Source organism: Lysobacter enzymogenes (assembly GCF_023617245.1).
GTDB classification, from domain to species: Bacteria; Pseudomonadota; Gammaproteobacteria; order Xanthomonadales; family Xanthomonadaceae; genus Lysobacter; species Lysobacter yananisis.
In genome coordinates, this window is the sequence record NZ_CP067396.1 from 4,853,824 (window position 1) to 4,879,133 (window position 25,310).

Annotated in this window: 21 protein-coding genes and 3 pseudogenes; 7 read left to right on the forward strand and 17 right to left on the reverse strand. The window is 69.3% G+C overall.

The genetic code is table 11. The features are described 5' to 3' along the window. Nucleotides 1-2 precede the first annotated feature (2 nt). From JHW41_RS20060 to JHW41_RS20075, 4 genes are read right to left on the reverse strand one after another with little or no spacing between them, the layout of a single operon-like run. Nucleotides 3-521, reverse strand: coding sequence for a pilus assembly protein PilP (locus tag JHW41_RS20060; RefSeq protein ID WP_428995585.1), 519 nt, complete (start codon nt 519-521; stop codon nt 3-5). Nucleotides 522-555: 34 nt separating this feature from the next. Beyond that, a complete protein-coding gene (locus JHW41_RS20065) occupies nt 556-1,239 on the reverse strand; it encodes a type 4a pilus biogenesis protein PilO (RefSeq protein ID WP_057946406.1) in 684 nt (227 codons plus the stop codon). Continuing rightward, the gene (locus JHW41_RS20070) at nt 1,236-2,084 is read right to left on the reverse strand and encodes a PilN domain-containing protein (protein ID WP_250444989.1); all 849 of its coding nucleotides are present in this window, start codon (nt 2,082-2,084) and stop codon (nt 1,236-1,238) included. Before JHW41_RS20070 ends, JHW41_RS20065 begins: the two co-directional genes overlap by 4 nt. Further along, a complete protein-coding gene (locus tag JHW41_RS20075; protein ID WP_057946404.1) occupies nt 2,084-3,142 on the reverse strand; it encodes a pilus assembly protein PilM in 1,059 nt (352 codons plus the stop codon). Before JHW41_RS20075 ends, JHW41_RS20070 begins: the two co-directional genes overlap by 1 nt. Before the next feature lie 611 nt (nt 3,143-3,753). Between JHW41_RS20075 and JHW41_RS20080 the strand changes: the two genes are divergently transcribed. The 4 genes and pseudogenes from JHW41_RS20080 to JHW41_RS27525 form a co-directional block, all read left to right on the forward strand. Continuing rightward, nucleotides 3,754-6,321 carry a penicillin-binding protein 1A gene (locus JHW41_RS20080; RefSeq protein ID WP_250445006.1) on the forward strand — a complete coding sequence of 856 codons (2,568 nt, stop codon included), beginning with the start codon at nt 3,754-3,756 and terminating at the stop codon, nt 6,319-6,321. A 117-nt stretch (nt 6,322-6,438) separates the two neighbouring features. After that, a complete protein-coding gene (locus tag JHW41_RS27520) occupies nt 6,439-6,618 on the forward strand; it encodes a DUF6053 domain-containing protein (RefSeq protein ID WP_428995406.1) in 180 nt (59 codons plus the stop codon). A gap of 146 nt (nt 6,619-6,764) precedes the next feature. Further along, on the forward strand, nt 6,765-7,418 hold the full coding sequence (locus JHW41_RS20085; RefSeq protein ID WP_078997211.1) for a hypothetical protein: 654 nt from the start codon (nt 6,765-6,767) through the stop codon (nt 7,416-7,418). An 86-nt stretch (nt 7,419-7,504) separates the two neighbouring features. Then, nucleotides 7,505-7,555 (forward strand): annotated as a pseudogene (locus JHW41_RS27525) (hypothetical protein); the annotation flags it as partial. On the opposite strand, the pseudogene JHW41_RS27530 reads toward JHW41_RS27525, so the two are convergent. Next, a pseudogene (locus JHW41_RS27530) lies at nt 7,537-7,719 on the reverse strand (hypothetical protein); the annotation flags it as partial. The pseudogenes JHW41_RS27525 and JHW41_RS27530 overlap by 19 nt on opposite strands. Here JHW41_RS27530 and JHW41_RS20090 point away from each other — a divergent pair. After that, nucleotides 7,649-8,671 carry a hypothetical protein gene (locus tag JHW41_RS20090; protein WP_250445028.1) on the forward strand — a complete coding sequence of 341 codons (1,023 nt, stop codon included), beginning with the start codon at nt 7,649-7,651 and terminating at the stop codon, nt 8,669-8,671. The pseudogene JHW41_RS27530 and the gene JHW41_RS20090 overlap by 71 nt on opposite strands. A 224-nt stretch (nt 8,672-8,895) precedes the next feature. Here the strand turns inward: JHW41_RS20090 and JHW41_RS20095 are convergent, their stop codons facing one another. Further along, nucleotides 8,896-10,200 carry a citrate synthase gene (locus JHW41_RS20095; RefSeq protein ID WP_250445037.1) on the reverse strand — a complete coding sequence of 435 codons (1,305 nt, stop codon included), beginning with the start codon at nt 10,198-10,200 and terminating at the stop codon, nt 8,896-8,898. Nucleotides 10,201-10,569: 369 nt separating this feature from the next. On the opposite strand from JHW41_RS20095, the pseudogene JHW41_RS27535 reads away from it, so the two are divergent. Continuing rightward, nucleotides 10,570-10,680 (forward strand): annotated as a pseudogene (locus JHW41_RS27535) (DUF6053 domain-containing protein); the annotation flags it as partial. A gap of 135 nt (nt 10,681-10,815) precedes the next feature. Here the strand turns inward: JHW41_RS27535 and JHW41_RS20100 are convergent. From JHW41_RS20100 to JHW41_RS20140, 9 genes are all read right to left on the reverse strand, one after another. Beyond that, nucleotides 10,816-11,061, reverse strand: a complete 246-nt coding sequence (locus JHW41_RS20100) for a type B 50S ribosomal protein L31 (protein ID WP_057946400.1) — start codon at nt 11,059-11,061, stop codon at nt 10,816-10,818. Nucleotides 11,062-11,303: 242 nt separating this feature from the next. Then, nucleotides 11,304-12,239, reverse strand: coding sequence for a nucleoside hydrolase (locus JHW41_RS20105; protein ID WP_250445040.1), 936 nt, complete (start codon nt 12,237-12,239; stop codon nt 11,304-11,306). Next, nucleotides 12,236-12,883, reverse strand: a complete 648-nt coding sequence (locus JHW41_RS20110; RefSeq protein WP_250445042.1) for a DUF4166 domain-containing protein — start codon at nt 12,881-12,883, stop codon at nt 12,236-12,238. Before JHW41_RS20110 ends, JHW41_RS20105 begins: the two co-directional genes overlap by 4 nt. A gap of 196 nt (nt 12,884-13,079) precedes the next feature. Further along, nucleotides 13,080-13,760, reverse strand: coding sequence for a calcium-binding protein (locus JHW41_RS20115; protein ID WP_250445044.1), 681 nt, complete (start codon nt 13,758-13,760; stop codon nt 13,080-13,082). Nucleotides 13,761-14,052: 292 nt separating this feature from the next. After that, nucleotides 14,053-16,170: an ATP-dependent DNA helicase RecG gene (gene recG / locus JHW41_RS20120; protein ID WP_250445055.1), complete on the reverse strand. Its 2,118-nt coding sequence runs from the start codon at nt 16,168-16,170 to the stop codon at nt 14,053-14,055. A 62-nt stretch (nt 16,171-16,232) separates the two neighbouring features. Continuing rightward, nucleotides 16,233-16,571, reverse strand: coding sequence for a hypothetical protein (locus JHW41_RS20125; protein WP_250445065.1), 339 nt, complete (start codon nt 16,569-16,571; stop codon nt 16,233-16,235). A 143-nt stretch (nt 16,572-16,714) separates the two neighbouring features. Next, a complete protein-coding gene (locus tag JHW41_RS20130) occupies nt 16,715-19,144 on the reverse strand; it encodes a TonB-dependent receptor (RefSeq protein WP_250445075.1) in 2,430 nt (809 codons plus the stop codon). A gap of 114 nt (nt 19,145-19,258) precedes the next feature. Next, nucleotides 19,259-20,446, reverse strand: coding sequence for an SO2930 family diheme c-type cytochrome (locus JHW41_RS20135; RefSeq protein WP_250445077.1), 1,188 nt, complete (start codon nt 20,444-20,446; stop codon nt 19,259-19,261). An 18-nt stretch (nt 20,447-20,464) separates the two neighbouring features. Beyond that, nucleotides 20,465-21,703, reverse strand: a complete 1,239-nt coding sequence (locus JHW41_RS20140) for a parallel beta-helix domain-containing protein (RefSeq protein ID WP_101944112.1) — start codon at nt 21,701-21,703, stop codon at nt 20,465-20,467. A 181-nt stretch (nt 21,704-21,884) separates the two neighbouring features. On the opposite strand from JHW41_RS20140, the gene JHW41_RS20145 reads away from it, so the two are divergent. After that, nucleotides 21,885-22,961: an AraC family transcriptional regulator gene (locus tag JHW41_RS20145; protein ID WP_250445079.1), complete on the forward strand. Its 1,077-nt coding sequence runs from the start codon at nt 21,885-21,887 to the stop codon at nt 22,959-22,961. A 328-nt stretch (nt 22,962-23,289) separates the two neighbouring features. Here JHW41_RS20145 and JHW41_RS20150 read toward each other — a convergent pair whose 3' ends face one another. After that, on the reverse strand, nt 23,290-24,351 hold the full coding sequence (locus JHW41_RS20150; RefSeq protein ID WP_057945874.1) for an IS30 family transposase: 1,062 nt from the start codon (nt 24,349-24,351) through the stop codon (nt 23,290-23,292). A gap of 540 nt (nt 24,352-24,891) precedes the next feature. Then, nucleotides 24,892-25,275 carry a RidA family protein gene (locus tag JHW41_RS20155; RefSeq protein ID WP_057946391.1) on the reverse strand — a complete coding sequence of 128 codons (384 nt, stop codon included), beginning with the start codon at nt 25,273-25,275 and terminating at the stop codon, nt 24,892-24,894. Nucleotides 25,276-25,310 lie beyond the last annotated feature (35 nt).

The following is a 25,310-nucleotide window of genomic DNA, read 5'->3' on the forward strand; positions in this document are numbered from 1 at the left end:
CCTTATTGATCTTCCAGCGCCACGGAAGCCGGTCGTTCCAACCAGCCGCCAGCGCCATCCGGCACCAGTTCCACCAAGTCGATGCGCTCCTCAGACACGCCGGTCACGCGACCGTCGTTCTGCCCCATGTACGCACCGGGTCGAACACGATAAGTCACTTTGTCGGGCGCCATCACCAGCGCCACGATGTTCTTGCCCGTACCCAGGGTACCGACCATGTCCAGGCCGTCGAGCGGGAACGCTTCGAGCGGCTGCTTGCGGCGCACCTTGTCCGGACGCACGCCGGAGCCGCTGTCTTCGTCGGTGAAGGCGGTGCTGAACGGGTCGCGCAGGTCCTGCGCGGCGTATTCGAAGGTTTCGAACTGCTGCATCACCGGCAGCGGATCCAGCGGCGGCGCCGGGCGCGCCTTGACCTCGGCGACCCACTTCTCGAGGTTGGGCGCTTCGCCGGGCGTGCTGGTGATGCTGCGGAAGCAGCCGGTGGCCGACAGCGCCAGGACCACGGCGCACGCGGCGAACAGGCGGGAAGGCTTGGACACGGAACTCGCTCGCATGTCAGTTGCCCTCCTTCTTGGCGCCGTCCGACCCGTCGGCGGGCGGGCTCTGTGCGGCCATCTCTTCCTCGTCTAGGTAGCGATAGGTCTTGACCGTGCCCGCCAGCTCCAGCGGGCTGTTCGGGGTGATCCCGCCCATCGCGTCCTTGCTGTTGTTGCCCTTGGGCTTCAGCGAGATGTCGTGCATGGTCATGATGACCACGCGCGGCAGCGAGGCCACGCCGCTGACGAAGGCGCCGAACTGGTGGTAGGTGCCGACCATGCGCAGCGCGATCGGCTTCTCGGCGTAGAACTCCTTGGGAACCTCAGCGCCGGGCTGGAACAGTTCGTTGGAGATGCCGGTGGCCAGCGCGGTCTGCGAGATGTCGACGATCAGGTCGGGCATCTCGGTCTTGCTCGGCAGCTGGCGCAGCATCTGCTGCAACTGCTGCTCCATCTGGGTGAGCTGCTGCTTGAGCGGCTCGAGGTTGGCGGCGCGCCCCTGCTTGGTCTCGAAGGTCTGGCGCAGCTCGGTTTCCTTGCCCTCCAGGCTTTCCAGCTGGGTGCGCTTGTCGCTGACGAACAGGTACCAGGCCAGGCCGACGATCACCAGCCCGACCACGGCGCAGAACACGATCTGCGCCTGCCGCGGCCAGCTGCCGATGTTGTTGAAGTCCAAGTTCTTCATCGAAGCCTTCTTGCTCACGACGCGGCTCCAGTCTTGGTGGGGGCGGCGGCCGGCGCGGCGGGCTTGGCCGGCGCGGCGGCGGGCTTGGCGGCCGGCGGCTGCGCCGGCGCGGCGGGCGCCTGGCCGGGCTTGGCCGCGGCCGGAGCCGCGGGCGCGCTGCCGGCGGCGGCCGGCGCATTGGCGGCCGGAGCGGCGGCGGCGGGCGCGGCGCCCGCGGGAGCGGGACCGGCGGCCGCGACCGGCGCATTGGCCGCGGCGGCTTCGGCCGGAGCGGCCGGCGCGTCGGGAATGCCGTCGCCGTCCTCGTCCTTGGGCGCGTTCGGATTGGCCAGCTTGACCGTCAGCTTGAACTCGTACGGCAGGCCCTTACCGCCGCCGTCCTTGGCCTCGATGATGGTCAGGTCCGGCTTGCTCATCCAGCCGGAGACCTCGAGGTTGCGCATGTAGGTACTGACGCGGGCGTTGGACTGCGCGCGGCCTTCCAGGGTCAGGGTCTCGGCGTCCTGCTTGATCGCGGTCAGCACCGCGCCGTCGGGAATGGTGCGCACCAGCGAATCGAACAGGTGCACCATCTGCGAGCGGTTGGACTGCAGCTTCTCGATCACTTCCTTGCGCGCGAGCAGCTTGGCCTTCTTCTTGTCGAGCTCCTCGATCTCCGCGATCTTCTTGTCGACCTCGGCGATCTGGCCGTCGAGGAAGCTGTTGCGCTTCTCCTGGCCGCTGATTTCGTTGCTGTAGTAGAAGACGATCAGGAACGACAGCGCCGCCGCGGCCAGGGCCGACAGGCCCAGCATCGCGCCGAATTCCTTCTGCCGTGCCTTGCGGCGCTCGGCGCGCCACGGGAGCAGGTTGATGCGTGCCATCAGTCGAAGCTCCTCAGGGCCAGGCCGCAGGCGATCATCAGCGCGGGAGCGTCCTGCGCCAGCGCGTGCGCCTGCACGCGCGGCCCCAGGGTCATGTGCGCGAGCGGATTGGCCACCGTGGTCGGGATGCCGAGCTGCTCTTCGACCATCTCGGCGATGCGCGGGATCGAGGCGCCGCCGCCGGCCAGGACGATCTGGTCGACGCGGTTGAACTCGCTGCCGGCGTAGAAGAACTGCAGCAGGCGGCTGACCTGCTGGACCATGGCTTCCTTGAACGGCTCCAACACCTCGGCCTGGTAGCTCTCCGGCAGCCCGCCCTGGCGCTTGGCCAGGCCGGCTTCCTCGTAGCTCAGGCCGTAACGGCGCATGACCTCGTCGGTCAGCTGCTTGCCGCCGAACACCTGCTCGCGGTGATAGAGGCTGCGGCCGTTGCGCAGGACGTTGAGCGTGGTCATGGTCGCGCCCGAGTCGACCAGGGCGACCAGGCCGTCGCGCGGCCCGCTGAGGGTGTCGGCGAGCAGCGCGAACGCGTTCTCGATCGCGAAGGCTTCCACGTCCATGACCCGCGGGGTCAGGCCGCCGAGCTCCAGCGCCGAGGCGCGCACTTCCACGTTCTCCGAACGCGACGCGGCGAGCAGCACCTGGATCATGTCCGGGCTGCCCGGCATCGGGCCGAGCACTTCGAAATCGTGGTTGACCTCGTCGATCGGATACGGCACGTAGTTCGCCGCTTCCAGCTCGACCTGCGACTCCAGATCGTCCTCGTCCAGGTCGGCCGGCATGCCGATGACGCGGGTGATCACCGAGGAACCGGCGACCGCCGCGGCGGCGTGCTTGGCGCGGGTCCCCGAGCGGGCCACGGCGCGTTTGATCGCCTCGCCCACCGCTTCGACCTCGACGATGTTCTTTTCCACCACCGCGTTCGGCGGCAACGGCTCGACCGCGTAATGCTCAACGCGGTAGCGATTGCCCGCACGCGAAAGTTGCAGCAACTTTACCGCGGTCGAACTGATGTCCACGCCGACGAGAGCCGGCTGGCTTTTTGTGATGAGTCCCACAGTTATCTCCCCATGCCACAAGCGCTTACGCGCACTTCGTGTGGCCCCGGCTTAGATAACGGACTTTTCACAGGCTGGCAACCACTTCTTTCACGATTGCCAACCCAGTCGTGCTTTTTTGACCTTTGGCGTCACGTGACCGCCACGGTCAGTCCACCTGGGCGACACATACCGCTGCAGCCCCCGAAACCGCGATTCAGGGCGCGGTTCGCGCGGCCGGGGCCGGATGCGCTGCGTCCGCGCCGCGCTTGCGCGCTCGGGTTCGCCCGATCCTGCCGCCGGCTCGGCACCGCGATCCGTGCCGGCGCCTGCAATTCGCCCGCGAACCACCACCGCACAGTGCGCGCGCGCTCACAGCTCGCGCAAGCCGTGCCAGCCGCGCGTGAGACTGCGTGAGCGCCAGCGGGCCCGGCGGTGGCCCGGCGCCGAGCCCGCAGCGACCCGCCCGCCAGTCCGCCCCGCCCGCCGCCGCCCGCGGACGGGACCGGCCTGCCCCACCCCGGGGTGCCGCGCCGCGTCACCCCGGCCGCGGGCGAAGCGCGACCCGGGTCGCGTTCCGCGCTCATCTATACTTCCCCGCCACGACCCCAAGACACCCGGAAGCCCAATAGATGTCCCGACTTCGCCGTTGGCTGCGCTGGGCGCTGTACGCGTTCATCGGCGCGGCCCTGCTGGGCGCGATCGCGCTCGGCACGCTGTACTACCTGATCGTGCCCAAGCTGCCGGACGTTGAGACCCTGCGCACGATCGAGCTGCAGGAGCCGATGTACGTCTACGCCCGCGACGGCCGCCTGATGGCGATGTTCGGCGAGACCCGGCGCTACCCGGTGGCGATCGAGGACGTGCCCGACCGGCTCAAGAACGCGTTCATCGCGATCGAAGACTCGCGCTTCTACACCCACCACGGCATCGACTACAAAGGCATCGCGCGCGCGGTGTGGCTGCTGGCCACCACCGACGACAAGCGCGTGCCCGGCGGCTCGACCATCACCCAGCAGGTCGCGCGCCAGTACTTCCTGAGCTCGGAGTACAGCTACAAGCGCAAGCTCGGCGAAATGCTGCTGGCGATGCGCATGGAGCGCGAGCTGAGCAAGGACGAGATCTTCGAGCTGTACTTGAACAAGAGCTTCTTCGGCAACCGCGCCTACGGCGTCGGCGCCGCCGCCGAGTTCTACTACGGCAAGAAGATGAACGAGCTGAGCCTGGACGAGATGGCCTCGCTCGCCGGCATCCCGAAGTTCCCGTCCAGCGGCAATCCGCTGAGCAATCCCGACCGCGCCAAGATCCGCCGCGACTACATCCTCGACCGCATGGCCGAGCAGAACTTCGTCACCCGCGCCGAGGCCGACGCGGCCAAGACGGTGGCGATGCACGCCAGCCCGCACGAGCGTCCGGTCGAGGTGTACGCGCCGTACGTGGCCGAAATGGTGCGCCAGGAAATGGTCGCCCGTTACGGCGCCGAAGCGCTGACCAAGGGCTACCACGTCACCACCACCATCGACCCGGAGCTGCAGACCGCGGCCGACAAGGCGATCCGCGACGGCCTGTCGGTGTACGACCGCCGCCACGGCTGGCACGGCGTGGAGCAGCACTTCGAACTGGCCCCGAGCGAAGACGCCACCGCCGCCAAGGTGCGCCTGCGCGGCATCCCGGCCCAGGCCAACCTGTTGCCGGCGGTGGTGCTGTCGACGGCCGGCGGCCAGGCCAGCGTGGTGCTCGGCGACGGCACCGAACTCGCGCTGAGCGAGAAACAAGGCTTCCTCGGCCGCAGCCCGGGCAGCCTGCTCAAGCGCGGCGATCTGGTGCGGGTGGCGCGGATCGAGACCGCCGCGCCGGCGCCCGCGGCCAAGCCCGGCGAAACCGCCGCGCAGCCGGCGGCGGCGCCGACTGCGCCGCCGACCATCAGCTACCGCCTCGATCAGTTGCCGCAGGCGCAGGCCGCTCTGGTCTCGCTGGAACCGGGCAACGGCGCGTTGCGCGCGCTGTCCGGCGGCTACAGCTTCGCCGGCGCCAAGTTCAACCGCGCCACCCAGGCGCGGCGCCAGCCGGGTTCGAGCTTCAAGCCGTTCGTGTACGCCGCCTCGTTCGAGCGCGGCTACAACCCGGCCTCGATCGTGCTCGACGCCCCGGTGGTGTTCAAGGACCGCCGCGGCCACCTGTGGCGCCCGCAGAACGACGGCGGCAACTTCGCCGGCCCGATGCGCGTGCGCGAGGCGATGGTGCAGTCGCGCAACCTGGTCTCGGTGCGCCTGCTCGACGCCATCGGCGTCGACTTCGCGCGCAAGTACATCAGCCACTTCGGCTTCGACATCGAGCAACTGCCGCCGAACCTGTCGATGTCGCTGGGCACCGCCTCGCTGACCCCGCTGTCGGTCGCGCGCGGCTACGCCACCTTCGCCAACGGCGGTTTCCGCATCGATCCGTGGTTCATCGACGAGGTCAAGGACCGCGCCGGCGCGGTGGTGTTCAAGGAAAAGCCCGCCACCGCCTGCCCGCAGTGCGTCGGCCGCGGCGGCACCGCCAGCGCGGCGCTGCCGGCCAACAACGTCGTCGACGGCTTCGACCTGGGCCCGGCGCCGGGCGCGGTCGCCGACGCCAGGAAGCCCGATCCGAAGAAGGACAAGAAGGACAAGGCCAAGCCCGAGGAGCCGGCGAAGAAGCTCACGCCGGAAGAGATCGCGCAGATCAAGGTCGCGCCGCGCGCGATCGACGACCGCATCGCCTACCAGATCGTCTCGATGCTGCGCGACGTGGTCAAGCGCGGCACCGGCACCGCGGCCAAGGTGCTCGGCCGCGACGACGTCGGCGGCAAGACCGGCTCGACCAACGACCACCGCGACGCCTGGTTCTCCGGCTTCGGCGGCCCCTACGTCACCACCGTCTGGGTCGGCCGCGACAACTACAAGTCGCTGGGCTATCGCGAGTACGGCGGCAAGGCCGCGCTGCCGATCTGGATCGACTACATGCGCGTGGCGCTCAAGGACCAGCCGATCCGCGACAACGAACCGCCGGAGGGCATGGTCAAGGTCTCCGTCGGCGCCAGCGGCGCGCTGATTCCCGACGGCGCCGGCGGCATCGTCGAGTGGGTCAAGGCCGAGGACCTGGAGCGGATGCAGACCTACACCGACTACGGCAGCGAAGACCAGGCGCCGTCGGAAGAGTCGTTCGACATCTTCTGACCGCGGCCTCGTCGCGAAACCGAAAGCCGCACGCCTCGCGCGTGCGGCTTTTTTTCTGCCCGGGCCGCGGCTTTCGCAGGACAGCCCGCGGCGTTTGTGGGAGGGACTTCAGGCCCGATGCTTCGAGCGGTTGTGGGAAGGCCTTCAGACCCGACGCTCCGAGCGGTTGTGGGAGGGCCTTCAGTCCCGACGCTCCGAGCGGTTGTGGGAGGGCCTTCAGGCCCGACGCTTTCCGGTCAGGTCGCGGCGATCAGAAACAAGAGCATCCGGCCTGAAGGCCCTCCCGCAACCGCCTGAACACCGCCCGCTTGCCCGATCTGGCGCCTCGCCGCGCGGCCCGGCGCGGACATTGCCGCGCCGCGCGGACGTGCTAGCTTTGGGCTGCCGGTGCACCCCGGCCGCGGCGAGCGCCCTCGCCGTGACGTGCCCGCCCGGAGGTCGAGATGCACCAGGCCCGACAGCACGCACACCAGCATGCGCAGACCCGCACCCGCGAGCGCCGCAGGCGCGTCGCCCACGAGGCGGCCCGGCTGATGGCCGAAAGCGGCTACCGCGACTACCACCAGGCCAAGCTCAAGGCCGCCGAGCGGCTCGGCATCTTCGACGACGCCTCGCTGCCGGCCAACCGCGAGATCGAGGACGCGCTGCGCGAGTACCAGCGCCTGTTCCAGCGCGAGCACGCCGACGGCCTGCGCCAGCGCCGCGAGGCCGCGCTGCGGGCGATGGAGTTCTTCGCCGGCTTCGAACCGCGCCTGGTCGGCCCGGTGCTCGAGGGCACCGCCGACGCGCGCAGCCCGGTCGCGCTGCACCTGTACTGCGACGATTTCGAAGCGGTCCCGCGCTTCCTCGAACAGCACCACATCCCGGCCGAGACCCGCGAGCGCCGCCTGCGCCTGGACCGCGAGCGCGCCGAGGACTTCCCGGTCTGGGTGTTCAGCGCCGAGGAGTTGGGCTTCGACCTGACCGTGCTGCCGCTGGACGTGCTGCGCCAGGCGCCGCTGTCCAACGTCGACGAGAAACCGATGAAGCGCGCCTCGACGGCGCAGGTGCGGCAGATGCTGGCCGAAGAGGAAATCTCGCTGTTCGAACGCGGCTGAGCCGGGCGCGCCAGCGGCGCCTGCGTCCGGGCTCCCGCGCAGCGCTCCGCATCTGCGATCGCCCTGCATATGCGTACGAGGCGCTTGTGGGAGGGACTTCAGTCCCGACGCTTTCGTGCCAGACCGCGGCGAGCGCATCGAAAGGCGTCGGGACTGAAGTTCTTCCCACAAAAGCCGAAGGCGTTCCGCAACGGCCGCGACAGCGGCTCACTCGACCGGATCGAAGCGACATGCAAGGACTGCAACCACGCACCGCCCCCGCGGCCGACGGCCGGCATCCGCGCCGCCTCATCCGCAACATGCTCCTGGCGGCCGCGATGGCGTCTGCGGCGCTGGCGTCGGTCGCCGGCGCCGACATCAGCGCGATGCCTGCCGCGTCCGCCAGCCCGGCCTCCGCAAACCCAGCCTCCGCCAAGCCCCGCCCCGCGCCGGCTGCGCGCGCCAGCGCAGCAGCCTCCACCGTCGCCGACCTCGTCGCGCGCCTGCGCGCCCGCGCCGCCGCCTCGCAACGCAGCCCGGCGGTGCGCGCCGATTACCTCGCCCTGCTGCGCGCGCAGGGCCTGAGCGAGCAACAGCTGCCCTACGCCGACTTCGCCTGGCTGCGGTTGCTGTTCGAAGCCTCGCGCGACGGCGGCTATTGGAACCTGCGCTGGGCGATCACCGACCGCGAACCCAATTCGGACGCGATCTGGCGGCAATGGCAGAGCGTGCGCGCACCGGCGCCCGACCGCGCCACCGCGGTCGCCGAATGCGATGAACTGTCGGCGTTCTACGCCGTGCTGGCGCGCCTGGGCGGCGTCGGCGGCGTCGGCCTGCTGTGGCCCACGTCCAATCACACGGTCGCGGTCTGGAGCCGCCCCGGCCCGCCGCGCGAAGCGCGCATCGTCGTGCCGACCACGCTGATCTTCCTCGGCCGCAACGACAGCTTCGGCACCCGCGGTTTCGATCCGTGGAAGCAGAAACGCATCTATCCCTACACCCGCGCCGACATCGCGCCCTCGCAGCGGCTGCCGCCGGCGCTCGCCGAATTCCTGATCGCCCAGGCCGACCGCTACGCCGACGCCTCCGGCCTGAGCCTGCAACGCCTGCGCGAGTTGCGCGAAGGCGTGCTCAAGGGCGCGCTCGGCGCCGGCGAAGCCGCAAGCCAGGCGCGCCGGCAACGCGATGCCCTGCCCGCCGGCGCCCAGGCCGATCTCGCCGCCTACGCGCACTTCATCGCCGCCATGCGCGGCCGCGGCCCCGAGTTGGACTGAGCCGCGCGCCGACGCTGCGCACGAAAACCTCCGGCCGAAGCATGGCGCGGCCCCTCGACGCCGACACCCGCCGCGACCGCGCGCGATCCATCGCCGCCATGCGCGTCCGCGGCCGGCGCGCACCGAGCCACGCGCCGACGCCGCAAACGAAAACGCCCCGCCGAAGCGGGGCGTTTACCGGCGTCGAGCGCTTGCGACCCGCGCGAGGCGGATCGCGGCGCGGCTCAGCGCTTGTCGGCGGCGACGTAGTCGCGCACGCCGTGGCCGGTGTAGATCTGGCGCGGACGGCCGATCTTGTTTTCCGGATCGTTCTGCTGTTCCAGCCAATGCGACACCCAGCCGGCGGTGCGGGCGATGGCGAACATGACGGTGAACATCTCGACCGGAATGCCGAGCGCCTTGTAGATGATGCCGGAGTAGAAGTCGACGTTCGGGTAGAGCTTGCGCTGGACGAAGTAGTCGTCCTTCAGCGCCGCCTCTTCCAGCTTCATCGCCACGTCCAGCAGCGGGTCGTTGATGCCCAGCTCGCCGAGCACGTCGTGGGTCATCTTGCGCACCAGCGCGGCGCGCGGGTCGTAGTTCTTGTAGACGCGGTGGCCGAAGCCCATCAGGCGGAAGCCCGATTCCTTGTCCTTGGCCTTTTCGACCGCCGACTTGACGTTCTCCGGACGGCCGATCTCGTTGAGCATCTTGAGCACGGCTTCGTTGGCGCCGCCGTGCGCCGGTCCCCACAACGCGGCGACGCCCGAGGCGACGCTCACGTACGGGTTGGCGCCGGTGGAACCGACCAGACGCACGGTCGAGGTCGAGGCGTTCTGCTCGTGGTCGGCGTGCAGGATGAACAGCAGGTCCATCGCCTTGGCGGCGACCGGGCTCAGCTCCAGCGGCTCGCTCGGCACTTCGAACAGCATGTGCAGGAAGCGCGTGGTGTAGTCGAGGCTGTTCTTGGGATAGCGGATCGGCCAGCCGATCGAATAGCGGTGGCAGGCGGCGGCGATGGTCGGGACCTTGGCGATCAGACGGATCGCGGCCAGGCGGCGCTGCTCCGGATCTTCCAGGTCGAGTTCGTTGTGGTAGAAGCTCGCCATCGAGCCGAGCATGCCGACCAGCATCGCCATCGGATGGGCGTCGTGGCGGAAACCGTAGAGGAAGGTGCGGAAGGCCTCGTGCATCATCGTGTGATGCGTGACCTCGTGCTCGAACTTGGAGAATTCGCCCGCGGTCGGCAGTTCGCCGTTCATCAGCAGGTAGGCGACTTCGAGGAAGTTCGACTTCTCGGCCAACTGCTCGATCGGGTAGCCGCGGTACAGCAGCACGCCGGCGTCGCCGTCGATGTAGGTGATGGCCGACTTGCAGCTCGCCGTCGCGGTGAAGCCCGGGTCGTAGGTGAACATCCCGGTTTCCTTCGGCAGCTTGCCGATGTCGACGCAGGAGGCGCCGAGGGTGGGATGCTGCACCGGCAGGGCAAAGTTCTTATCGCCGGCGGTGACGCTCACCTGGTCCAGGCGTTTGTTGGAATCTTCGGACACGAAACACTCCTCAGTCTGCCTGCCGCAGGGATGGCCGCGACAGGAGGGCAACGGGGGGTCGCAAGCACGTTGCGATAGTGAATTATCGCACAACGCATTCCGAGCCCAAGCTCGGACTTTGGTCGCGGCGGCGGGCTTGGCGCGACGGATCGTTGCGTCGGCGCGGCCGCGGGAGGCGGCCACCGGTCAGTATTCGACCGCCCGGTTGCCGGGATGTGGCGGCTGGATTCGCGGGGCGCGGCGGCAGCGGGCGGCGCGGGGCGACGTCGATCCGCTGGGCGGCCGACGGGTATGCAGGCGGTGTGACGGCTTGCCGGAGCGGCCGGTTCGTCGCGCCGTATCCGCCGGCAAACGCGCCCGACACGAGGGATGGCTTTTGTGGAAGGGGCCGCTGTGGTGGGAGGGGCTTCAACCCCGATGCTTTTCTGTCAGGTCGCGGCGACCGGAACGGAAAGCATCGGGGCTGAAGCCCCTCCCACAAAAGCATCCGCGCTGGACCAAGTCGGCAGCCAAACCGGACGCAAACGCAAACGGCCGCCCTTGCGGGCAGCCGTTGTGCGTACAGCCAAGCGCTTGCTGCAAGTTCCGGCCGGATCGCTCCGGCGCGGCACGCGATTACTTCTGCGCGCCGTAACGCTTGCGGAACTTGTCGACGCGACCGCTGGTATCCATGATCTTGTGCTTGCCCGTGTAGAACGGGTGCGAGGCCGACGAGATATCGACCTTGATCAGCGGATACTCGGCGCCGTCGAGCTTGATCGTTTCCTTGCTCGACAGGGTCGAACGGGTCAGGATCTGGAAATCGGTGGTGACGTCCTGGAACACGACGTCGCGGTATTCGGGATGGATGCCTGCCTTCATGGCACTCAACCTTAAGGTGTGCGGGAAAGTCGAGCAGTATAGACAGGCCCTGGCGGTTCGCGCAAGTCCAGGCCGCACAAAGAATTTGATCGCAGCGGCCATTGAGAACCCCGGCTTCGCCCTACCCCGGCCGGGACGCCGCGCCGCGGCGGCGAAACCCGCCGGTTCGAACGACCCGGCACGACTAGACCAGACCAGACCCAGCCGGACCGGAACTCCGGCCCGGCCTCGCCCGCGCCGCCTCAGCCCGCGGCCAGCGCCGCCGCGATCAAGCGCTCGAACCGGGCCTGATCGTATTTCATCAGGATCGACACCTTGTCCGCGCGCCCTTCCTGCCGGCGCCAGTCGACCACGGTCGCGCCGCGGCTGTGGGTGCCGTCCAGTTCGATCGACACCGGCCGGTCCTGCACGTCCAGCGCGCCGTCGGGTTCGAGCGCGAACGCCATCGCCAACGCATCGGCCGCATGCCACTCGTCGCCGCGGCGGTCGATCGACCACAGCCGGGTCTTCTCGGAAATGCGCTCGTAGAAACGGCCGCGCTCGGCGCCGGCGGCGAGCCAGCCGACCACGCGGTCGTGGTGCAGGCCGTGCGCCATCACCGCTTCCCAATCGGCCAGGTCGATGCGCTCGAACGCCTCGAACACGATGTGCGCGGCTTCCGGATCGAAGTAGATGTTGAACTCCGCCGCCGGGGTGATGTTGCCCTGGCAGGTCACCGCGCCGCCCATCACCACCAGGCGCGCAATGCGCTGCGGCAAGGTCGGATCGAGCTTGAGCGCGAGCGCGACGTTGGTCAGCGGGCCCAGCGCGACCAGCAGCAACTTGCCGGCATGCTGGTGCGAGAGGCGGATGATCGCCAGCGCCGCATGCTCGGCTTCGACCTGGCGCTTGGCCGCCTCATAGCCGACGTCGCCGAAACCGTCCTGGCCGTGCACGTAGCCGGCGTCGGGCGAAGGATGCAGCAGCGGCGCGTCGGCGCCGGCGAACACCGGGATGTCCTGGCCGGCCACTTCGCACAGCTTCAGCGCGTTGGCCACGGTGTGCTTGAGGCCGACGTTGCCGGCGGCGATGGTCAGGCCGACGATCTGGTGGTGCGGGTCGTTGAACGCCATCAGCAGCGCCAGGGCGTCGTCCACGCCGGGGTCGGTGTCGATGAGCAGGGGAATGCGATCGGTCATGAAGTCACTCGTTGTGCGGAACAGTGCGCAGCGACGTTCGCCGCGCCGGCCGGAACGGCCGAGGGGGCCGTAACGGCCGGGACAGCGTGCAGTGCGCCTTGGTAGCGCAGCAGTTCGCCGAAGGGAAACCACGAGAAGACGACGGCGAAGCGATAGCGTTCTTCGCCGTCGATGCGCTCGATGCGCTTGCTCGCATCGGTACGCGGAAACAGCAAGCGCGGCAGCGGCAGGCCGCGCGCGCTCAGGCCGAGCAAACGCCAGCGCCAGCCGCCGCCGTCGAGGTCCACGCCCAGGCGCAGGCGCACCGGGCCGGTGGTTTCGAGCCAATGCCCGTCGGGCCAATGCCCGACCGGTTCGAACACCGAGCGCAGTTCGCTGCCGTCGTCGAAGCGGCGCAGCCACAGCATGTGCGCGGGTTCGTGGACGATATCGACGCGGAAACCGCGGCGCGGGCGGTCGAGCGGAATGCCGAGCCTGCGCGCCAGGCGCCGGCCGAGAACGCCGGCGAGGCCGCGGCCGCTGCGCAGCTCGATCTCGCCGGCCAGCGCGCCGCCGTCGCGATGCAGCGCCTGCAGCAAGGGGTGCAGCCGGTCGAAGGCCGGGCCGAACCATCCGATCGCCGCGTTGTGGGGCTCTCCCGGCATCCGGGTCGGGCTCTCCTGCTGGCGGGACACTATGCCCTAACTCGGGCGGGCGGGGAAATCGCCGGAATCGGCGGATTCGCCGGGTTTTGCCGGCTCGGGCGGCTGCGCCGGCCGGGCCCCGGCGAATGCGCCGGGGCGGGCGCGCAGCCCCCGCCCCGCGCGCGGCGTGCCGACGCGACCGCGCCGACATGCAAGCTCACAGTCCCTGGCCCGGCGGCAGCCGCGACAGGATCTCGGCGGTGTCCCAGACCGCGCCCTGGGCGAACCAGAATTCGTCGACGCCGCGCGGCCACGGGTCGTCGCCGCCGGGGAAATAGTCGACCACGGTGACGCTGTCGGCATTGCCGTAGTGCACGACCAGATCGTCGCCGGAACGCTCGACCGTAGTCGTGGCCGGATCGACATCGGCCTGGAACTGCAGGACCGCGATGAACTGGCCCAACGGGTCGCTGTGATAGACGCGGTCGTGTCCGTCGCCGGCGGAGAACACGAAGAACGGATTGCCCTGGCCGCTGTACAGCGCATCGTCGCCGGGGCCGCTGGTCAGCACATCGTCGCCGTCGCCGCTGTCGAGCACGTCGTCGCCGGCGAGGCCGTAGAGCGCATCGTTGCCGTCCAGGCCTTCGATGGTGTCGGCCTGCGCGGTGCCGTAGAGCGTGTCGTCGCCGGAGCTGCCGACGATGCTGGCGAGGATGCGGGCCGAGGGCGCGTCCGAGCCGCGCGGCGACGCGGAAAACAGGCTCGGCACCGCGCGCCGCAAGCGCGCCTGTTGCGCGCGCGCGGAGACGCCGGGCGCGAGATCGGCGCCGCGGCGCACCTCGGCGACCGGCGCGCGGGCGGCATCGGTGCCGGGCGGGAGATCGGAAAGCACAGGCATGACGGACTCCTTGTCGATGACGCGGATCGATGGCGCGGCGGTCGGACCTGCGCACGCCGCCATCGGTGGCGTCCGCAAGCCCGATCATTGCAGCACGGCGCCGGCGCAGGCGCTGCGACGCCGTGCCGTCGCGACGTGGGCACCGCCGCGACGCCTGCATCGCGGTCGCCGCCGCATCGAAGCGAGTCCGGACCGCGACGATGCTGCGAAAGGTGAGCGGCCGCCGCCTCGATGTCTCAGGGCGTTCGCGCCAAGGCGATGGCGTGCCGGGACGACGGCCCGGCCGGCGCGATCACGCCGACGCGTAGCGCACCGCGCCGCCGACCCAGCGCGCGACGATGCGTTCGGCCAGTTGCGGCGATTGCGCCAGCAGGCGCTCGCCGACCTCCTGCACCAGCGGCAGCAGGTCGGCGTCGCGGCTCAGGTCGGCGACGCGGAAGCCGGCCAGGCCGGTCTGGCGGGTGCCGAGCAGTTCGCCGGGGCCGCGCAATTCCAGGTCCTTCTGCGCGATGACGAAACCGTCGTGGGTCTGGCGCATCGTTTCCAGGCGCTGCCGCGCCAGTCCCGACAGCGGCGCGCGGTACAGCAGCACGCAGCTCGACGCGGCGCTGCCGCGGCCGACCCGCCCGCGCAGCTGGTGCAACTGCGCCAGGCCCAACCGCTCGGCGTTCTCGATGATCATCAGCGAGGCGTTGGGCACGTCGACGCCGACTTCGATCACCGTGGTGGCGACCAGCAGGTCGAGTTCGCCGTCCTTGAACGCGCGCATCGTCTCCTGCTTTTCCTTCGCCTTCATCCGCCCGTGCACCAGCCCCACGCGCAACGGCGCGAGCTGTTTCGACAGGTCCTCGAACGTGCTCTGCGCGGCCTGCGCGACGACTTCGTCGGACTCGTCGATCAGCGTGCACACCCAATAGGCCTGGCGGCCCTCGGCGCAGGCGGTGCGGATGCGCTGGACCAGTTCCGGCCGGCGCTCTTCGCTGAGCGCGACGGTCTGCACCGGCGTGCGCCCGGGCGGCAGTTCGTCGATGGCGGAAACGTCGAGGTCGGCGTAGGCGGTCATCGCCAACGTGCGCGGGATCGGCGTGGCGGTCATCACCAGCTGGTGCGGCACGATCACGTCGGCGCCGACCGCGCCGCCGGCGCCCTTGTCGCGCAGCGCCAAACGCTGGTGGACGCCGAAGCGGTGCTGTTCGTCGACGATGGCCAGGGCGAGGTCGTGGAAGGCCACGCCCTCCTGCATCAGCGCATGGGTGCCGACCACGACCCGGGCGCTGCCGTCGGCGACCGCTTCCAGCGCCTGCTTGCGCGCCTTGCCGGTGACCTTGCCGGCCAGCCACGCCACGCGGATGTCGAGCGGCTCCAGCCAGCGACGCAAATTGTTGAGGTGCTGCTCGGCCAGCAATTCGGTCGGCGCCATCAGCGCGGCCTGGCGGCCATGCTGCACCGCCAGCATCGCCGCCAATGCGGCGACCACGGTCTTGCCGCTGCCGACGTCGCCCTGCACCAGCCGCAGCATCGGCGAGGGCTTGGCGAGGTCGGCGCGGATCTCGTCGAACACCCGCCGCTGCGCGCCGGTGAGCTTGAACGGCAGCGACTTGCGCAGTTTCTCGGCCAGTACCGCCTGCTTCAGCGGCCGCGCCTTGTGCGCCTGCTGGGCGATGCGCTGGCGGCGCAGGCTGAGGTGGTGGGCGAGCAGTTCTTCCAGCGCCAGCCGCCGTTGCGCCGGATGGCGGCCGTCGATCAGCGCGGCGACGTCGGCGTCGGCCGGCGGGCGGTGCACGGTCAGCAGCGCTTCGCGCAGGGTCGGCAGTTGCAGGCGACGGCGCAGTTCGTCGGGCAGCAGTTCCAGCGCGTCGTCGCCCGGCAGGCGGTCGAGCGCGTAGCCGATCAGCTTGCGCAGCGTCGCCGGGCCGATGCCTTCGATGGCCGGATAGACCGGATCGAGCGACTGCCCGAGTTCGACTTCGGCCGCATCGTCGAGAATGCGGTAGCTGGGATGGACGATCTCCAGCCCGTGCTGGCCAGGCTTGGGCGTGCCGTACAGCCGCACGCGCGCGCCGACCTGGAACTGGGCGACCTGGGCGGCGCGGAAATGGAAGAAACGCAGCACCACGTTGCCGCGCGAGTCGTCGCCGACCGCGACCCGCAGCATCGGCCGATAACGGAATCCGCGCTCGACCGCCTCGACCCGCCCTTCCACCTGCGCCGCCACGCCGGGCCGCAGGCTGCCGATCGCGGTGAGCTGGGTGCGGTCTTCGTACTGGCGCGGCAACTGCAGCCAGAAATCCTGCAGGGTCAGCAGCCCGCGCGCCGCCAGTTTCTCGGCCACGGCCGGCCCGACCCCGGGCATGCGCGGCAACGGTTGCGTGTGGAGATCGACGGTGGGCCCGTCCTTACGGCTCTGCATGGGCGTAAGGATAGGGCGGGAGCCGCGGATCGGGAAAGCCGAGGCCGCGACGCGCGGCCGGCTCAGAAGGTTTTCAGCTGTATCGACGACACCGCGGCGAAGAACGCGATCAACGCCGCGACGCCGAGCAGCGCCGCAAGCGCGCCGCCGAAGCCGGCCGTACCGCGCGCCCAGCGGCAGCCGACGAAGAAGATTCCGGCCAGCACCGTCAGCGGCGCGACGATGAACACGAGCTCGCCGATCGAACTTCCGGGCGAGTCGGCGCTCCACTCCCGCAGCGCCGAGGCGGCCCGCCACAACGCCAGCAGCAGGCACAGGCCCGACAACGCGGCGAACGGGTAGCGGCTCAACCGCCGCGCCCGCGATCTCAGCGGCTCGTATTTCCGGTAGTGCCTGGCCATGCGTCGTCCCCGGTTCGGGACGATAGATAGCCAAGCCTGGCGCGCATGTCCAGCCGCGGCGGCGTCCGGCATCGGCGCGCCGCCGGGTCGCGGGCGGCCGGGCGAGCGAGCGGGCGGCGCCCGCCCGCTCGCGTCGCGCCGGATCAATAGCGCGCGCTGAACTCCATCCCGTACGTGCGCGGCTCGGTCAGGCGCGCGCCGACCGTGCCGAGCACGTTCTTGCCGTAGGTGCCCAGCGAGTTGACGTACTGGTTGTCGAACAGGTTGTTGCCGTAGATCGCCAGGCCCCAGCGGTCCTGCGGCGAGGTCCAGGCGATGCGCAGGTCGGTGCGGTTCTGCGCCTCGCCCAGGTCCAGCGCCGGGCTCACCCCGCAGCGGTTCTGCGCGCGCGACTCCTCGCTGCAACGCACCTTGCCGCGATAGGAATGGCGCAAGGCGATGTTGATGTCGCCGTTGGCCTCCATCGGGATGCGGTAGTGCAGGCCGCCGGCCGCCGACCAGTACGGCAGGCCGGTGGGATCGCCGCTGGCGTCGATGCCGTCGGAGGTGACGTAGTTCTTGTAGGTCGAGTCGATGAAGCTGGCGTTGAAGTCCAGGCCGAAGTTGTCGGTGGCCTGCCAGCGCATGTCGAAGTCCAGGCCGTAGGCTTCCAGATCCGAGGTGTCGACGACGAAGCGCGGAATGTCGGTGCTGCTGTCCAGCCGCACCGCCTGGCGGTTGTCGTAGACGTAGTAGAACAGCGAGGCGTTGAGCTGCATGCGCTGCTGCGGGAACGCGGTCTTGATGCCGGTCTCGAAGTTCCAGACGTCCTCGTTCTCGAAGCTGCTGCCGATTTGCAGGGAGTTGAAGCCGCCGGCCTTGTAGCCCTTGGCCAGCGAGGCGAACACCATGGTCTCGTCGCTGATGTGGTAATCGACGACGAAGCGCGGGCTCAGGTCGCTCCAGCTGTTGGAGGTGCGGCGCAGGACGCCCTTGTTGAGCATCGCCGGCGGGTCGATGAAGGCGACGTCGAAGACGAAGAAGTCGCGCGGGATGCCGATCACCTGGAACGCGCCGAGCGCGTCGAGCTGGTCGAGCGCGGCGTCGAGCCCGGGCGAGGAACGCGGGCTGTTGAGCCAGCTGAATTTCTTCTCGTCGCGGGTGTAGCGCAGGCCGACGGTGAGGTTGAGCTTGTCGCTGACGTGCCAGATCACGTCGCCGAACACCGCGTAGGCACGGGTGTCCAGGGTGTTGCGGAAGGTCTCGTTCCAGTTGTGGCCGAGCAGGCGGATCGGGATGCCGAGCTGGGCCAGGCCGGCATCGACTTCGCCGAACAGATAACCCGACTGGGTCGGCGCCATGCCCAGGTTGTGGACGATGGTGTCGACCGAGTCGGTGGTCGCGTTGACCTCGCTGGTCTGGCGCGCGCTTTCGTCGAAATAGCTGGCGCCGGCGACCCAGTCGAGCTTGTCGGTGCTGCCGTTGAACTTGAACTCCTGGTAGAAGCTGCGGTTGCTCTCGGTGTTGGTCGAGTCGACGTAGAGGTAGCGGCGGTTGGTGCCGTCTTCCTCGACCCGGTTGACCGAGTCGTAGTCGCGCCACGAGGTGGTCGAGGTGAAGCCGCCCCAGTCGGTGCCGTGGTCGACGATCAGGGTCACGCCGTCGAAGCGGCGCGATTCCTCGTTGCCTTCGGCGTCGCTGACGGTGCCGATCTTGCGCGGGTCGAGGTAGGCGCGTTCGTCCACCGGCAGCGGCGCCAGGCCCGGCGCCGGCGGCAGCGCGACGATGCCGGTGGTGGCCTGGCCGAGCTGGTCCAGGCTTTCGTGGTCCCAGCTGATCAGCGCGCTGGTGCGCTCGCCGAAGCGGGTCTTGAACGCGGCGCGGGTGGCCCAGTTGTTCTCCGGGTTGAGGTCGCGGCCGGTTTCGGCGTCCTGGATCCAGCCGTCGGCGTGGTTGACCAGCGCGTTGAAGCGGAACGCCGAGTCCTCGCTGACCGGCAGGTTGAGCATGCCGTCGACGTACTGCTTGCCGTAGTTGCCGACGCGCAGCTTGGCCTTGACCTCGGTGGCGCGGGTGTCGGGCTTGCGGGTGATGATCGAGATCGCGCCGGCGGCGGTGTTGCGGCCGAACAGCGTGCCCTGCGGGCCCTTGAGCACCTCGATGCGTTCGACGTCGGTGAACGGCAGCAGCACGCCGCCGCCGCGGCCGGCGTAGACGCCGTCCACGTACACGCCCACGGCCGGGTCGGTGCCGATGCCGAAGTCGTCGGTGCTGATGCCGCGCAGTTCGAACCCCGGCTGGGTCGGCTGCAGGCTGTCGACCACCAGCCCGGGCACGAAGCTGTCGAGGTCGCCCAGGTCCTGCGCGGCGACCTCGTCGATCAATTGGTTGGTGACCACCTGCAGGGCGATCGGCACGTCCTGCAGCTCCTGCTCGCGGCTCTGCGCGGTGACGGTGATCTTGTCCAGTTCCTTGGGCGCGGCGGCCGGCTCCTGGGCGAAGGCGGCCGGCGCGGCCACGGCGAGGACGCCGCCGCACAGGGCGGACAGCACGGTATTGGTCGCGATGACCAGGCGGTGTTTGCGCAACGACATCGAAAGCTCTCCCCTCTCGTTCGTTCTTGCGTTCGTCGGTTGATGCCGGCGCGTTCGTCCGACGCGCCTTGTGTTTTCGGTATTGCTCCCAGCGTTTCCTGCTATCGCTCCCGATCAGCCGCACTGCCCCTGTTGCGCGGCGATCCAGTCGCGGATCAACTGCACTCCCTCTTCGTGCACCACGCTGCGGCCGAGCTCGGGCATCATCACAGAGGGATCGTCGCTGCGCATGCGGTAGACCAGGATCGATTCGTCCGGCTTGCCCGGCACCACGCCGTAGCGATGGTCGCCGGTGCCGTGGCCGGCCGCGATCGGCAGCTTGCACCGGCCCAGTCGCAGCGGCTCCTGCGTCGCCGCGTTCAACCACAGTCCCGAGGTGTTGCCCGGGCCCTTGGGGCTGTGGCAGTGGCCGCAGTTGATGTCGAGATAGGCGCGGGCGCGCGCGTCCAGCGGCGCGGCCGGGTCGCGCCAGTTCGCGTCGCGCGGCGCCTGTTGCGGCGCGGGCGCGCCTTGCAGGTAGCCGGCCCGGGTCCAGCGCGCGATCTGGTTCTGCAGGCCGTCGTCGGGGTAGGCGAAGTCGCGGTTGAGATGCCGCGCCTTCGGGCCGATCGGATGCAGCGCCTTGGACTTCATGTCGGTGCCGTGGCAGCCGGCGCACTGGTTCTGGTCGGGCACGGCGTAATCGGCGCTCTCGCGGCCGCCGTCGGCGGCGACCAATTCCAGCGACACCAGTTCGCCGCCGCGCATCAGCTTCGCGCCGGTCTGCTCGCGGTTCCACACGTACGGCAGCGCCACCCAGCCGTCCTGGCGACGCAGCAGCAGGCGGGTTTCGATCAGCCGCACCTTGCTCATCTCCAGGCCGCCGCCGCGCAGGTCGGGGCCTTCGTCGTAGCTGCGCAGCACCGCCTCGCCTTCGCCGCGCGGGTAGTAGAAGGTCTTGCTGAAGACGGTGCCGACCGGGAAATCGAACTCTTCGTCCGCAGCGTAGTTCGCGGCTTGCCCCTTCGGCATCCACACCGTGCGCAGCTTGTGCGCGTAGTCGGAGAACAGCGCGGTGTTGAGGTCGTAGGGCAACACCTCGCGGTTGAGCTGCAGGCGGCCGCCGGCCACGCGCAGCAGGTTCCAGTCGGCCAGGTTCTCGGGCTGGCCGTCGGCGAAGAACCGCACCGGCGCCCACGGCGCGTCGGCGGCGAGCGCCGCGGGCGCGGCGGGCACTGCGCCTTGGGCGGCCGGCGCCGGCTCCTGCGGTTTGCTGCACCCTGCGACCAGCAACGACAACAGCACGGCAACGACGCAACGCATCGACAATCCGGACATCGGTCAGCCGCGCTTGAGATCGATGGCCGGCAGCTTCGGCAGCTCGCACGCGTAGGGTTTGGTGTCCTGGCTCGGGTTCTTGTAGCCGCCGGGGCCGTCGGCGTTGACCACGCCGGACACGTCGCGGATGCAGATCTGCGGCCCTTCCTTGCGCTGAGTGTTGGCATAGCCGTCCCACAGCACGTCCGGCAGATGGCCGCTCAAGCCGAACAGCGCGGTCTTGAGCGCCTTCAGGTCGAAGCCGTCGGGCGAATCGCCGCCGCCCTTCAAGCGGTTGCCGTAGATGTTGATGCGCTCGGGATAAGGGTCGAACTCGCTGGAGGCCTTGTCGTCCTTATAGCCGGTGGAATAGACGCTGGAGACGATGATGTTGGTGGTGGCGTTGTCGCTGATGTCGTTGTCGAAGATCTCGACGTCGTCGTTGGAGTTGACCACCACGCCGCTGCCGGCCGGCACGCTCGCCACCGGCGTGCCCTTGGCACCGAAGTTGGCGGTGTTGTTCTTGAACACCTTGTTCTTGTAGACCCGGATCGCCCCGCCCTGCTGCGACAGCGCCGGCATGTTGAACACCAGGATGCCGCCGGTGTTGTTGGTGGCGGTGTTGTCGTAGACGTCGGCGTTGACCGTGTTCTCGATCTCGATGCCGGCGACGTTGAACTCGGCGCGGCTGTTGCGCACGATCACGTCGCGCGACTGGCCGACGTAGATGCCGGCGTCGGACGCGCCGATCGCCACCGAGTTCTCGATCAGCACGTTGCGGGTCTTGACCGGGTACAGCCCGTAGCCGCCGTTCTTGGTGCTCGGCCCGCCGGTCCACTCGACCCGCACGTTGCGGATGGTGATGTGCTCGCCTTCGTTGACCTTGAGCCCGTCGCCCTTGCTGTCCTCGATGGCGATGTTCTCGATCAAGAAGTTGCTGGCGTTAACCAGCAGCCCTTCGGCGCCGGCCTTCTGGCCCTTGAAGCTGAGCACAGACTTGTCCGGGCCGGCGCCGCGGAGGGTCACCCCGTCCACGCGCAGGGTCAGGCTGCGGTCGAAGCTGTAGCGCCCGGGCGGGACCTCGATCACATCGCCGGGCTTGGCGTCGATCAGCTTGGTGCGCAGGGTTTCGGCGAACGCGGCGTCGCCGGCGGCGACCTCGGGGGTCGGCGTGTGCTGCGCCTGCTCGGGGCCGCAGGCGGCGACGGCGGCGACGGCCGCGGCGAGAAGGCAGGCGCGCAGCGGCAGGCAAGGCGGGTTCATCGACGGCTTCATGAGGTTCCCCGAGGCGGTGGCGGCGCCGCGTCGCGCGTGTTGCGGCGCGGCATGCCGACGGTGGCTAAGTGACGAGTCTCCGACGCAGTCGCGAGCGCGCGTGAGGGCGATTGCGGCACACTAGGGGGGCATTCGCGGTCAACCGTGCGGCCGAGTATCGTGAGGGGCGATGCGCCAGCCATCCGACCAAGACGGCATCGACAAGGGCGATGCCAAGGGCGACGTCGCGCTGATGTCGCCGAACCTGCTGTGGGGTCTGCTGGAAACCGCGGACCGGATCGGCGCGCCCAGCGACGACTGGTTCGCCGGCACCGGGCTGAGCCGGGCCCAGGTCAGCGACCCCGGCGTGCGCCTGCCCGACCGCCCGACCGCGGTGGTGATCGAGCGCGCGCTCAAGGTGCTGCCGCCGAGCATCGGCCTGGACATCGGCCGGACCCAGCACGTCGGCAACTTCGGCCTGCTCGGGCTGGCGATGACCACCGCGGCGACCTTCGGCGAAGCGCTGCAGATCGGCCTGCGCTTCACTCCGGTGGTCGGCAGCCTGATGCGCTTCGTCGAGAGCGCGTCGGAATCCGGCACCCTGGCGCTGGCCGGGCAGATGACCATCGCCTTCCCGTCGATCCACCGCTTCGTCGCCGAGGAATTCTTCAGCAGCTGCCTGGCCCTGGCGCGCGGCCTGGTCGGCGACAAGCTGCGGCCGCAGCGCCTGGAATTCAGCTACCCCGAGCCGGAGTACCGGGCCAAGTACGACGACGTGTTCGGCTGCCCGCTGGCCTTCGACCAGCCGCAGGACCGGCTGGTGCTGGACGCGGACTGGCTGGCCGCGCCGTTGCCGACCCACAACCCGATCGCCTCGAAACAGGTGCTGGCGCTGTGCGAGGCGCAGATGCCGTCCGGCGCGGTGCCCGGCGAAGCCACCGCCGCGGTCGAGCGCCTGCTGCGCGCGCAGTTGCCGCAGGACCCCAAGCTCACCGACATCGCCACGCAGATGCACGTCAGCGAACGCACGCTGCGGCGGCAGTTGACCGGCGAAGGCACCAGCTTCCACGAGATCCACGACCGCCTGCGCATCGACCGCGCCTACGCGCTGCTGCGCGAGCGCGGGCCGAGCATCGCCAGCGTCGGCGCGGCGATCGGCTACAAGGATCCGCGCGATTTCCGGCGCGCGTTCAAGCGGTTGACCGGGGAGACTCCGCGCGCGTTGCGCGAGCGGTTGTGGACGGAGATGGCGCGCGAGCGCAGGTAGGGTGCGCGGCGGCGCGCATCGTTCCTGTAGGCGCTGGGCAAGCTGCGGCCGCGCGAATCCGGCTGCGGCGCAAGCACAGCTTTTAGCCGGGGTGGTGAAGGCCTGAATCTGAAACCTGTTGCTGTTGTTGCTGTTGCTGCTGTTGTTGTTGCCCTTGCTGCCCCCGCCACTTCGCTTGAGGCCCATGTCCCGCAGACCCGGAGGGCGCGCGCATGGATGCGCGCGTGCGCCGTAGGGGCATGGATGCCCCTTACGGCGCATCCCCGCGAAAGGTGCTGGACCTAGTGGCTTTTGACCTTAAACAAGCGTTTTTCTTTGGTTGGCGGAGTCAATGTCCAAGTGCATCACCCTGCGCCCGCGGGTTTTTGAGTTCCTCATAGAGCACCTCGACGGGCGAGCGCCTGCCCAGGCTACGGCGGGGGCGGTTGTTCATTTCCCACGCCACCTCTTTGAGGCGCTGCGCAGAATGCACCGACAGATCGGTGCCCTTGGGAAAGTATTGCCGCAACAAGCCGTTGGTGTTTTCGCAGGTTCCGCGTTGCCACGGGCTATGGGGGTCGGCGAAGTAGATCGCTAAACCGGTGCGTTCGCTCAACTGCCGATGCGATGCCATTTCCTTGCCCTGGTCGTAGGTCAAGGTCTTCTTCAAACTTTCCGGCACGCCTTCGAACGCCGAGCTGAAGGCCTCCAGCACCGTGTGCGCGGTCGCGTCGGCGAGCTTGACCAGCTTGACGTACAAGGTGCGGCGGCAGACCAATACCCCAATCGCCGAGCGGTTGTGCGCGCCCACGATCAGGTCGCCCTCCCAATGCCCCGGCATCAGGCGCTCATGCGCGGCCGGCGGCCGCAGGCGGATGTTGGGCAGATCCGGCAGATGGCCGCGGGCGTCGCTTCCCTGGCGCGTGCGGCGGCCGGACTTGCGCCCCTGCCGCAGCAGACGGGTCACCTGGCGGCGCAATTCGCCGCGCGGCATCGCATAAATCGCGGTATAGATCGTTTCGTGCGACACGCGCAGCCAGGGCCGGTCCGGGTACAGATCCCGCAGTTTGTCGGCAATCTGTTGCGGCGACCAGCACCGTTCCAGCCAATAGCGCACGCGTCGCCACAGCACGGTGTCGCGTCGCAGCTTGCGGCGCACCCGCGCCCGTCGCCGCAGTCGCTGGGCCCGCCGGCCCGCCCGGGTCGCATCGTAGCCAGGGTCGAAACGAGGGCGTCCGCGCAGCGGCGGCCCCGAATGGGACCGAAACCCATTACGGCGCAACTCGCGAGCAATTGTGCTTTGCGCCCGACCCAACGTCTGGGCGATTTGCCGTCCGCTCGCCCCTTGGGCGATCAAGACCATGATGGCCCCGCGCTCTTCTGCGCTCAGATGCGAATACTGCTGACCCATTCACAGTGCCTCACTGAGGTGATGCACTTGAGGTTAGAGACCAGCAACCAAAGAAAAGGCCTGTTCTTTTTCGGATCAAGAGCCACTAGGGCTCGAAAGGGGCGCGGGGCCGCGCCATAAGGGGCATCCTGCCCCATGGCGCGCGTGCGCATCCATGCGCACGCCCTCCGGGGCTGCGGAACATGGGCTTCACGTGGGGTTGCGTCCGAGCGACCGGCAACAGCAACAGCAACAGCAAGATCAAAATGGATTCCGGCTTTCGCCGGAATGACGGTGGGCGGCTGCGGTATTGCTGGCCGAAGCCCCTGTAGGAGCGGCGCAAGCCGCGACCGCGACAGGCGATGACGACGGACGCTGCCGCAACCCGCGCCGGTGTCGTTCTCGGCTTTTCGCTCGACAGCAGCGAACGTCCACCGCAGTCCAATTGTCGCGGTCGCGGCTTGCGCCGCTCCTACACGAAGCAAGTGCAACCGCATTCAATAATGCGAAAGGCCGCCCGGTCGGGCGGCCTTTCGCGTGCATCGCGGCTGGGCGACAACCTCAGCGCAACACCATCACCGCATCGACTTCGAACGCGACCCCGCGCGGCAGCGCCGAGACTTCCACGGTCGAACGCGCCGGATACGGCGGGTTGAAGTACTCGCCCATCACCGAGTTGACCTTGCCGAACGCGCCCAGGTCGGTCAGGTACAGGCCCAGTCGGGCGATGTCGGCGAGCGAGCCGCCGGCGGCTTCGCACACCGCCTTGAGGTTCTGGAACGCGCGGTGCGCCTGCGCTTCGATGTCGCCCTCCACCACCAGCCCGCTCGACGGGTCGAGCGCGATCTGGCCGGAAAGGTAGACGGTGTCGCCCACGCGCACGGCTTGCGAGTACGGGCCGATGGCGGCAGGGGCTTTGTCGGTCTGGATGATTTCGCGGGACATGGATTGGCAGCCGGAAATGAAGGGGATATAGCGAC

What these genes read in the sequence shown, in the direction of transcription:
- JHW41_RS20070 (WP_250444989.1), bottom strand. Translation starts at nt 2,084, where the DNA reads ATGGCACGCATCAACCTGCTCCCGTGGCGCGCCGAGCGCCGCAAGGCA.
- JHW41_RS20080 (WP_250445006.1), top strand. Translation starts at nt 3,754, where the DNA reads ATGTCCCGACTTCGCCGTTGGCTGCGCTGGGCGCTGTACGCGTTCATC.
- JHW41_RS27520 (WP_428995406.1), top strand. Translation starts at nt 6,439, where the DNA reads ATGCTTCGAGCGGTTGTGGGAAGGCCTTCAGACCCGACGCTCCGAGCG.
- JHW41_RS20085 (WP_078997211.1), top strand. Translation starts at nt 6,765, where the DNA reads ATGCACCAGGCCCGACAGCACGCACACCAGCATGCGCAGACCCGCACC.
- JHW41_RS20090 (WP_250445028.1), top strand. Translation starts at nt 7,649, where the DNA reads ATGCAAGGACTGCAACCACGCACCGCCCCCGCGGCCGACGGCCGGCAT.
- JHW41_RS20100 (WP_057946400.1), bottom strand. Translation starts at nt 11,061, where the DNA reads ATGAAGGCAGGCATCCATCCCGAATACCGCGACGTCGTGTTCCAGGAC.
- JHW41_RS20105 (WP_250445040.1), bottom strand. Translation starts at nt 12,239, where the DNA reads ATGACCGATCGCATTCCCCTGCTCATCGACACCGACCCCGGCGTGGAC.
- JHW41_RS20110 (WP_250445042.1), bottom strand. Translation starts at nt 12,883, where the DNA reads ATGCCGGGAGAGCCCCACAACGCGGCGATCGGATGGTTCGGCCCGGCC.
- JHW41_RS20115 (WP_250445044.1), bottom strand. Translation starts at nt 13,760, where the DNA reads ATGCCTGTGCTTTCCGATCTCCCGCCCGGCACCGATGCCGCCCGCGCG.
- recG (WP_250445055.1), bottom strand. Translation starts at nt 16,170, where the DNA reads ATGCAGAGCCGTAAGGACGGGCCCACCGTCGATCTCCACACGCAACCG.
- JHW41_RS20125 (WP_250445065.1), bottom strand. Translation starts at nt 16,571, where the DNA reads ATGGCCAGGCACTACCGGAAATACGAGCCGCTGAGATCGCGGGCGCGG.
- JHW41_RS20130 (WP_250445075.1), bottom strand. Translation starts at nt 19,144, where the DNA reads ATGTCGTTGCGCAAACACCGCCTGGTCATCGCGACCAATACCGTGCTG.
- JHW41_RS20135 (WP_250445077.1), bottom strand. Translation starts at nt 20,446, where the DNA reads ATGCGTTGCGTCGTTGCCGTGCTGTTGTCGTTGCTGGTCGCAGGGTGC.
- JHW41_RS20140 (WP_101944112.1), bottom strand. Translation starts at nt 21,703, where the DNA reads ATGAACCCGCCTTGCCTGCCGCTGCGCGCCTGCCTTCTCGCCGCGGCC.
- JHW41_RS20145 (WP_250445079.1), top strand. Translation starts at nt 21,885, where the DNA reads ATGCGCCAGCCATCCGACCAAGACGGCATCGACAAGGGCGATGCCAAG.
- JHW41_RS20150 (WP_057945874.1), bottom strand. Translation starts at nt 24,351, where the DNA reads ATGGGTCAGCAGTATTCGCATCTGAGCGCAGAAGAGCGCGGGGCCATC.
- JHW41_RS20155 (WP_057946391.1), bottom strand. Translation starts at nt 25,275, where the DNA reads ATGTCCCGCGAAATCATCCAGACCGACAAAGCCCCTGCCGCCATCGGC.